The 7,838-nt window shown below is 65.2% G+C and carries 7 protein-coding genes; 3 read left to right on the top strand and 4 right to left on the bottom strand.

Annotated features, from left to right (window positions below):
* Together NFX52_RS16535 and NFX52_RS16530 are read right to left on the bottom strand one after the other, a co-directional pair.
* A partial coding sequence (locus NFX52_RS16535; RefSeq protein ID WP_252635737.1) for a TetR/AcrR family transcriptional regulator occupies positions 1–840 on the bottom strand: 840 nt, incomplete at its 3' end.
* Positions 841–1,017: 177 nt separating this feature from the next.
* Positions 1,018–1,749, bottom strand: a complete 732-nt coding sequence (locus tag NFX52_RS16530) for a helix-turn-helix domain-containing protein (protein ID WP_055401999.1) — start codon at positions 1,747–1,749, stop codon at positions 1,018–1,020.
* A gap of 193 nt (positions 1,750–1,942) precedes the next feature.
* On the opposite strand from NFX52_RS16530, the gene NFX52_RS16525 reads away from it, so the two are divergent.
* From NFX52_RS16525 to NFX52_RS16515, 3 genes are read left to right on the top strand one after another with little or no spacing between them, the layout of a single operon-like run.
* Positions 1,943–3,034 (top strand): hypothetical protein, encoded by a 1,092-nt coding sequence (locus tag NFX52_RS16525; protein ID WP_242701206.1) that lies wholly within the window; start codon positions 1,943–1,945, stop codon positions 3,032–3,034.
* A 55-nt stretch (positions 3,035–3,089) separates the two neighbouring features.
* Positions 3,090–5,030 carry an MFS transporter gene (locus NFX52_RS16520; RefSeq protein WP_055401997.1) on the top strand — a complete coding sequence of 647 codons (1,941 nt, stop codon included), beginning with the start codon at positions 3,090–3,092 and terminating at the stop codon, positions 5,028–5,030.
* Positions 5,027–5,566 carry a hypothetical protein gene (locus tag NFX52_RS16515; RefSeq protein WP_055401995.1) on the top strand — a complete coding sequence of 180 codons (540 nt, stop codon included), beginning with the start codon at positions 5,027–5,029 and terminating at the stop codon, positions 5,564–5,566. The genes NFX52_RS16520 and NFX52_RS16515 overlap by 4 nt, the downstream gene beginning before the upstream one ends.
* Positions 5,567–5,606: 40 nt before the next feature.
* On the opposite strand, the gene NFX52_RS16510 is transcribed toward NFX52_RS16515, so the two are convergent.
* Complete coding sequence (locus tag NFX52_RS16510) at positions 5,607–6,605, bottom strand: Bug family tripartite tricarboxylate transporter substrate binding protein (protein WP_082437638.1); 999 nt, start codon at positions 6,603–6,605, stop codon at positions 5,607–5,609.
* A gap of 110 nt (positions 6,606–6,715) precedes the next feature.
* A complete protein-coding gene (locus tag NFX52_RS16505; protein ID WP_055401993.1) occupies positions 6,716–7,732 on the bottom strand; it encodes a 1-aminocyclopropane-1-carboxylate deaminase in 1,017 nt (338 codons plus the stop codon).
* Positions 7,733–7,838 lie beyond the last annotated feature (106 nt).

The following is a 7,838-nucleotide window of genomic DNA, read 5'->3' as shown; positions in this document are numbered from 1 at the left end:
TGGGCTGGCTGCGCGTGGTTTGCGCGGCGTACGGGGCGGCTTGGAAGGCTCTGGCGCTGCGGGCGAACCAGCGTTTGCCGTGTGGGCCTGGTGTGCCTGGGGAGTGCTGTAGGGCGCGCTGGCCATGGCCTGCTTGGCCAGCTGCAGCATCCCCATGAGGCCGTTGCTGTGCTGCACCATGCGGGCCATCTGGCTGCGCAGCACAAAGCCCCCCAGTTGCAGCGCGCGGTTGACGAGCCCGCCACGCAGCGCCTGCACCAGCACACCCAGCGAAAGGTCCACCAGCTGCGTGGTGTCGGCAAATTCGTCGGAGGTGTCGGCCAGCCAGTAGGTCACCACACCGGCCAAGTAGTCGGTGTAGAGCCCACCCGCCATGCCTTTGAAGTCGCAGGGCTCGATTTCGCCACTGGCCTCTGCCGCTTCGAGAAAGCTGGCGACGGCCTCGCGCAGGCTGTGGCGCGCGGCCAGGGGCTCGGCCAGCATCGACAGCGGCGAGCGCCGCGCCAGGCTGCGCACCTGGGCCACAAATTCGCGGTCGGCCAGCAGGCGCTCCAGCACGGCGTCGGTCAGGCGCTGCAGCTTTTCCTGCAGCTGATAGCCCGCGAAGCCTGGCGTCTGCAGGGTTTCGGCCAGCGCCTGGTGGACCACATCGTCCAGGTAGCCGAGCACGATGCGGTCCTTGGTGGGGAAGTACTTGTAGATCGTGGCGTCGCCAATGCCTGCTGCACGCGCGATGTCTTTCATCGTCGTGCCGTCAAAGCCCTGGCGGGTCATGAGGTCCACCGCGCTGGCCACGATCTGGCGGCGCGTGGCGTCTTGTTGCTGGCGGGTGGTTTTCATTTGACTATCTTTAAATAAACAAAATTTGTTATTTAAAGAATAGTATTTTCTGTTTATTGCGTCAAGTAGGGGTGGCACAGCACAGCTGCTGGCGCTGTGCTCAACTCATGAATTCAGGGTGTTTTGGCATCTAGCGCTTTTGGGTAAAGCGCTGATAGCTATCAAAAAAAGAGTAAATCAGCGCCGCATGGACGCAAACGCCTCAAACTCCCAGCTGCGCATCGCCAGCAGCAAGGTGTAGCCCTCGCGCTCGCGGTCGGGCAGCTTCTGGTCGGCCAGGTGCTGCTGGGCAAAGTCCTGGGCCACGCGCTGCATGCGCTCCATGAACGCAGGGGCCAGGCTGCGGCTGATGTTGCCGTGCACCAGCAGCACGCCTTCGCCCGCGCCGTCAAAGCCGCCCGCGAAGTAGTCCAACAACGCGTGGTCGCGAAAGTAGTTCATCACCGGGCCATGCGGGCGCCAGCGAAAGGTCTTGGCCAGCTTGAGGCGGTAGCGGTTCAGTGGCCGCAGCTCGATGATGCCGATGCGGTCGAGCTGTGCGAGGTACTTGATGCCCTCGGCCTCGGTGAGGCGGTAGGCGGTGGTCACCTGCTCCAGCGTCCATTGGCTGAGCACGCAAATCGCCATCAGCAGCAGTTTCTTGTCGCCCACCACGGCTTTTTCCTGCTCTTGCGTCAGCTCTTTCAACAGCGGCTGTTCGTCGGCCACACGCCGCGCCAGATCGGCAAAGTCCAGCGCCAGTGCGCGGCAGATGGCGTCGATGCGCGACAGCGGCATGTCGCCCTTGGCCAGCATGCGCTTGACGCTGGACTCGGCCATGCCCAATGCCAACGCCAGGTCGGCGTAGGTCATCTGCGCGGTCTTGAGTTCCTTCTTCAGGGCGGTGACGAGGTCGGCGGTCGTGCTCATGGGCTTTAGCTCCTTGGTATCAATTATCAATACCTGAGGTGGCTTTGGTAGCCCTCTGAGCGACTTTCTGGTGTCCGGGTGACTGCGGCTGAACACACTGCGCGGCAATCCCCACTCATCCACGGATGTGACGACCATGATCTCTCTGATTTCTCTCCCCCCCCGGCGCCACAAGCCCGCGACCCGCGCTGAAATGGCTCTCGTGCTGGGCGCGGCCGCGTTGCTGGCGCTGGCGTTGTTCGGCCCGGTGCTGCCCGCAAGCGCACACCAGCATGCCTTTGCCGACCAGCGGGCGCTGTGGGGCATTCCTTGCGCGGTGGATGTACTCAGCAATCTGCCGTTTGCCATCGCAGGGGTGTGGGGCCTGTGGGCGCTGCGCCGGTTGGCGCCAGGAGCGCTGGATCCCGCCTCGCGCGCGCTGGCCGCCCTGTTTTTTGCGGGGCTGCTGTGTACGGCCGTGGGCTCCAGCGTTTACCACTGGCAACCGCAGGATGCGGGCCTGCTGTGGGACCGGCTGGGCATGGTGCTGCCGTTTGCAGGACTGCTGGGGCCGGCGGCCAGCCGCGTGAGCGAACGGGCAGGCTGGGCCATGGCGGGGGCGGTGCTGCTGGCGGGGCCGTTGGCCGTGCTGTGGTGGGCACACACCGGCAACCTGATGCCCTGGGCCGTAGTGCAACTGGGCGGCATGCTGGTGGTATCGGCGCTGGCCTGTCTGCCCCGGCGCGATGGCGCGCTGGAGGTGCACTTGGGCGCGGTCATTGGCCTGTATGCCGTGGCCAAGTTGTTCGAGGCGGCGGACCACGCGGTGTTTGATGCCACCCACCAGTGGGTGTCAGGCCACAGCCTCAAGCACGTGTTCGCGGCTGGCGCCGCCTGGCCCGTGCTAAGAACGTGTTTACGATCTTTTCAGGGCCGCGCAAGCACCTTGTCGGGATGGGATGCAAGGCGTGGTGCGCAGTGGATAGCTCGGCTATCCACAAGCGCTGCAACGCCGCAGACCGCCCGGCAAGGTGCTTGCCCGAAGGGTTGGGGCGAAATCGGGCGATTGGACGCTCCGGCTGCTTGCATGGGCTCGAGCCCATGCAAGCAGCCGATGCATCCACTCATCCCGATTGCGTCCCAACGCGGCCCCGAAAAGATCGTAAACACGTTCTGGGGCACTGGCGGCATTGCGCAACAGTGCTGCACGGAGCGCGCCGCACGTCACGCTGTCCGGGCAGAATGGCGCCCACGCCGTGGGTGTTGCCCGCAGATCACGCGCATGAAGAGCCATGAAGGCGCATGAAGTGCGGGCACGGAAAATTCCAACAAGCCAACCCATCGGAAACGAGGAGAAACGCATGCACCCCGAGACTCCCTCAGCCAGCGCGGCGCCAGTGCCGACGCATGAGGACCCGAACCAGTTCGCCCTGCTGCGCCAGCGGCGATTTGCGCCGTTCTTCTGGACGCAATTTTCTGGGGCGGCCAACGACAACCTCTTCAAGTTCGCGTTCACCGTGATGGTGACCTACCAGCTCAGCGTGTCGTGGCTACCGCCAGCGATGGCGGGGCTGGTGATTGGTGCGCTGTTCATCCTGCCGTTTTTGCTGTTCTCGGCAACCTCGGGGCAGCTGACCGACAAGTACGACAAGACAAAGATGATCCGCTTCGTGAAGAACATGGAGATCGCCATCATGCTGGTGGCGGCCTTCGGGTTCATGACGGACAACGTGCCCGTCTTGCTGCTGTGCACCTTTCTGATGGGGGTGCACTCCACGCTGTTCGGCCCCGTCAAGTTCGCCTACATGCCCCAGGTGCTCAACGAACGTGAGCTGACCGGCGGCAATGGCATGGTGGAGATGGGCACCTTTGTGGCCATCCTGCTGGGCAATGTGGCCGGTGGCCTGCTGGTGGCCATCCCGGGCATTGGCCACACCACGGTGGCCGTGGCCTGCGTGGTGGCGGCCCTGGCCGGGCGCGCGGTCGCGCAGTTCATTCCCTCGCTGCCCGCCACCGACCCGGGCCTGACCATCAACTGGAATCCCTTCACGGAAACCTGGTGCAACCTGAAACTGGCGCACGAGAACGTCGCAGTGTTCCGCTCGCTGCTCGGCATTAGCTGGATGTGGTTCTTTGGCGCCGTGTTCCTGAGCCAGTTTCCGAGCCTGGCCAAGGAGGTGTTGCACGGCAACGAACAGGTGGCCTCGCTGCTGCTGGTGGTGTTCTCCATCGGCATCGGCATCGGCTCGCTGCTGTGCGAGGTGCTCTCGCGCCGCCATGTCGAGATCGGCTTGGTGCCGCTGGGCGCCATCGGCATGAGCGTGTTCTCCATCGACCTGTACTTCGCCTCGCGCAGCCTGCCCCCTGCCGAGATCATGGGCCTGGCCGCCTTCATGGCCCAGGGCGCGCACTGGCGTGTGATGCTGGATCTGCTGCTGCTGAGCCTGTTTGCGGGCCTGTACAGCGTGCCCATGTACGCACTGATCCAGATGCGCAGCCAGCCCACGCACCGCGCACGCATCATCGCGGCCAACAACATCCTGAACGCACTGTTCATGATTGCCAGCTCGCTCATCGCCGGTGCCTTGCTGGGCGCGGGCTTCACGGTGCCGCAGATCTTCCTGTTCACGGGCATCGCCAACGCGGTGGTGGCGTTCTATATCTTCATGCTGGTGCCCGAGTACCTGCTGCGGTTTGTGGCCTGGGTGTCGTCGCGCTTCGTGTACCGCTTCAAGGTGCAGGGCGACGAGAACCTGCCTTCGGCGGGCGCGGCCATCCTGGCCTGCAACCACGTGAGCTTTGTCGATGCCGTGTTGCTCATGGCGGCCAGCCCGCGCCCCATCTACTTCGTGATGGACCACCGCATCTTCCGCGTGCCGGTGCTGGGGTGGCTGTTCCGCCTCGCCAAGGCGATTCCGATTGCACCCTACAAGGAAGACCCCAAGACTTACGAAGCCGCCTTCGACCGCGCCGCGCAGGTGCTGCGCGAGGGAGACCTGCTGGCCATCTTCCCTGAAGGTGGAATCACCAAGGACGGGCAGCTGCAGGAGTTCAAGGGCGGCATCATGAAGATCATCGAGCGCGCACGTGCCGAGGGCATCGAGGCCCCCGTGATCCCCATGGCGCTGACCAATTTGTGGGGCTCGTACTTCAGCCGTATCGAGCAGGGCGGCGCCATGGTGCGACCGTTCCGGCGGGGATTTTTCAGCCGTGTGGGGCTCAATGTGGGCCGCCCGGTGGCATCGACGCAGGTGCAGCCTGCGCTGCTGCGCACCCGGGTGGCGGACCTGCTGCAAGCATGAGCCGCGAAGAATCCTCCAACGCTGCAGCGGCAGCGGCGGACCACGGCGCATTGACGGACCGCATCCTGGCCTTCCTGCGCAGCATTGGCGTTGCGGTCTGCGAGGCCGAGGTCCCCGAAGGCAGTTTTCTACCCGGCGTCCGCATCGAGCGGGGTGGCCTGCGTGTGGACCGGGCGCGGCTGCGCTGGCCTGGAGACCTGCTGCATGAAGCTGGCCACCTGGCGGTGGTACCCACGGCGCTGCGGTCCACCCTGGATGATGCGCTGCAGGACCTGCCCGAGGTGGCCCACGGTGGTGAGATCGAAGCCACGGCCTGGGCCTGGGCGGCCACTCGGCACCTGGGGCTGGATTCCGCCGTGCTGTTCCATGACGGCGGTTACCACGGGCGCTCCGTCGGGTTGCGCACCACCTTTGAGCTGGGGGTGTACCTGGGCGCCTCGGGCCTGGCCGCTGCGGGGCTCACCCTGCTGCCCGCGCAGGTCCTGCCGGGCGGAACCCCGGCCTATCCGCACATGCTGGCCTGGCTGCGAGGCTGAGAGTCAAAAAACGCCAAAAGCAAGGGGCCTTGCGCGGCGTTCAATCCGCGCGGATCTGCGCGCGCTGTGCAATTGCACGCATGCGTGGCAACTCGTCTTCGATCTGCGTGAGCACGGCATCGCCCGTGGCGTACGACGGCTCCAGCCCGGCGGCGATGAGCTTGCTGCGGACCTCCGCGTCCGCCAGGGTGTCGGCCAGGGCCTTGTGCAGTTTGGCCTTGGCCTCGGCGGGTAAGCCGCGTGGCGCAACCACGGCCAGCCAGGAGTCGGCCGAGAACCCGGGGAAGCCACTTTCCGCCACCGTAGGCACGTCGGGCAGTTGCGTGGCCCGCGTTGCACCCGTGACGGCAATGGCCTTGATCTTGCCCGCCTTGAGCTGTGGCAGCGCTGCGGCCACGGTGTCGATGGTGAACGGGATCTGCCCGCCCATCAGGTCGCTCATGGCGGGCGCGCTGCCTCGGTAGGGCACGTGCATCACCTTGATGCCGGCGGCAGACCACGTCAGCTCTGCCGCGAAGTGGCCGGTGGTGCCGTTGCCAAAGGAGCCGTAGGAGAACTTGTCGGGGGCGCGCTGCACTGCCACGATCAGCTGCCTGAGATTGCCCACGGGCACCTCGCGGTTTGCCAGCAGGATCAGCGGCACGCGGGCCACCATGCCGATGGGCTCATAGCTCTTGACGGGGTCGTAGGGCAGCTTGGCATTGAGCGCCGGATTCACGGTGAACGTGGAGCCTGAACTGATCAACAGCGTGTAGCCATCAGCGGGTGCGTTGGCCACGAAGGCCGCTCCGACCACAGTGCCTGCACCCGCCTTGTTCTCAATCACGATGGGCTGGCCAAGGCGGTCGCCCAGCTTCTTGCTGATCGTTCGACCCACGATGTCCACGGCGCCCCCTGGCGGGAAGGGAACGATGAGCTGTATTGGCTTGGCCGGATAGCCTTCGGCGTGCGCCAGCCACGGCGTGCCGAGTCCCAGCCCCGCGAGGGCTGCTGCCAAGTGGATCACGCTACGCCGTCTGTCGATCTGCAAGCACTTCATGGGGCACTCCTTGGAGGGGAAAAGCGTCGGCCTCCAGCATCGAGGCCAGGGCCACTCAGATCAACGACAGCCCGGCCAGCGGTGCCAGCTGGTGCTGCTCGCTGGACGCGTCAGCCGTTGCGAAAAAGAAAGCTGTAGGCGTTGAGCGCTGGCACGCCTCCCAGGTGCGCGTACAACACGCGGGAGCCTTCGGGGAACTCGCCCTTGCGCACCATGTCGATCATGCCGTGCATGGACTTGCCTTCGTACACCGGGTCCGTGAGCATGCCTTCCTGGCGCGCGCACAGGCGGATGGCTTCGAGCGTGCCCTCGTTGGGCAGGCCGTACTCAGGGCCGCCGTAGCGGGTGTCCAGCACCACGTCTTCGGCGGTCAGCTCCTGGCCCAGCTCCACGAGCTTGGCGGTGTTTTGGGCGATGCGCAGGATCTGCGCATGGGTCTTCTCGGGTTTGGCCGAGGCGTCGATGCCGATCACCTTGCGCGCCCGGCCATCGGCCGCAAAGCCCACCACCATGCCGGCCTGCGTGCTGCCCGTGACCGAGCACACGACGATGTAGTCGAACTGGAAGCCCAGCTCCTTCTCTTGCTGGCGAACCTCTTCGGCAAAGCCCACAAAGCCCAGGCCGCCATACGGGTGCTCGGAGCAACCGGCCGGGATGGGGAAGGGCTTGCCACCGGCCTTTTTCACATCGTCCATGGCCTGCTCCCAGCTGGGGCGGATGCCGATGTCGAAGCCCGCAGCATCCAGGCGCACATCGGCGCCCATGATGCGGCTCATCTCGATGTTGCCCACACGGTCGTACACCGCGTCGGAGTAGTTGACCCAGTTTTCCTGCACCAGCACGCACTTCATGCCGAGGTGCGCCGCCACGGCAGCCACCTGGCGCGTCTGGTTGGACTGGATGCCGCCAATCGACACCAGCGTGTCGTAGCCGCCTGCAATCGCTTCGGGGATGAGGTATTCGAGCTTACGGGTTTTGTTGCCGCCGAAAGCCAGGCCCGAGTTGCAGTCTTCGCGCTTGGCGTACAGGTGCACCTTGCCGCCCAGGTGGGCCGAAAGGCGCGGCAGCGGTGTGATGGGCGAGGGGCCGAAGGTTAGCGGGTGGCGGGCAAATTTCTGCAGGTTCATGGCGGTTTCCGGTCGATGAAGAGAAGGCGCAAGCGGGGGGCTTGCAGTGCCTTCATCGTAGAAAAATGCGCGCATCACGTGGTTGCAAAATTTGTTCGAATTACGG

Origin of the sequence: Acidovorax facilis, assembly GCF_023913775.1 — a bacterium.
Classification (GTDB): Bacteria; Pseudomonadota; Gammaproteobacteria; order Burkholderiales; family Burkholderiaceae_C; genus Acidovorax; species Acidovorax facilis.
This window is presented reverse-complemented; position numbering and strand designations above follow the sequence as displayed.